This window comes from Bacillus sp. 1021 (assembly GCF_014534735.1).
GTDB lineage: Bacteria > Bacillota > Bacilli > Bacillales > Bacillaceae > Bacillus > Bacillus siamensis.
The window spans coordinates 1-559 of record NZ_JACVSR010000020.1 but is presented as its reverse complement, the minus strand read 5'-3'; the positions used below and the strand labels follow the sequence as shown (position 1 = coordinate 559).

Annotated in this window: 4 tRNA genes and 1 rRNA gene; all 5 read right to left on the bottom strand. The window is 50.1% G+C overall.

What is annotated here, in order from left to right:
- Positions 1-5: 5 nt before the first annotated feature.
- Positions 6-81: transfer RNA gene (locus tag ICW23_RS18785), tRNA-Val, on the bottom strand.
- A 10-nt stretch (positions 82-91) separates the two neighbouring features.
- Positions 92-163 (bottom strand) — tRNA-Glu (locus ICW23_RS18780).
- A gap of 36 nt (positions 164-199) precedes the next feature.
- Positions 200-290, bottom strand: a tRNA-Ser gene (locus ICW23_RS18775).
- A gap of 5 nt (positions 291-295) precedes the next feature.
- Positions 296-370, bottom strand: a tRNA-Asn gene (locus ICW23_RS18770).
- A 9-nt stretch (positions 371-379) separates the two neighbouring features.
- Positions 380-495: ribosomal RNA gene (gene rrf / locus ICW23_RS18765) — 5S ribosomal RNA — on the bottom strand.
- Between the last annotated feature and the right edge of the window lie 64 nt (positions 496-559).

The window sequence follows — 559 nt, the reverse complement described above, 5'->3', positions numbered from 1 at the left end:
AATAATGGTGGAGGATGACGGGCTCGAACCGCCGACCCTCTGCTTGTAAGGCAGATGCTCTCCCAGCTGAGCTAATCCTCCATCATATAAGTGACCCGTACGGGATTCGAACCCGTGTTACCGCCGTGAAAGGGCGGTGTCTTAACCGCTTGACCAACGGGCCCTGGTATTTTTTCGTTTGTTATGTATTAATAATTAGTGGCGGAGAGCAAGGGATTCGAACCCTTGAGACGGGGTTACCGCCTACACGATTTCCAATCGTGCTCCTTCGGCCACTCGGACAGCTCTCCATAAATGGCTCCGCAGGTAGGATTCGAACCTACGACCGATCGGTTAACAGCCGATAGCTCTACCACTGAGCTACTGCGGAATGAAGTCTGCCTGGCGATGTCCTACTCTCACAGGGGGAAACCCCCGACTACCATCGGCGCTGAAGAGCTTAACTTCCGTGTTCGGCATGGGAACGGGTGTGACCTCTTCGCCATCATCACCAGACATTTTAATGACATGTATTATTATACTATGTATTTCAGAAAAAGCAAGAGTTTTTTTGAAAAAA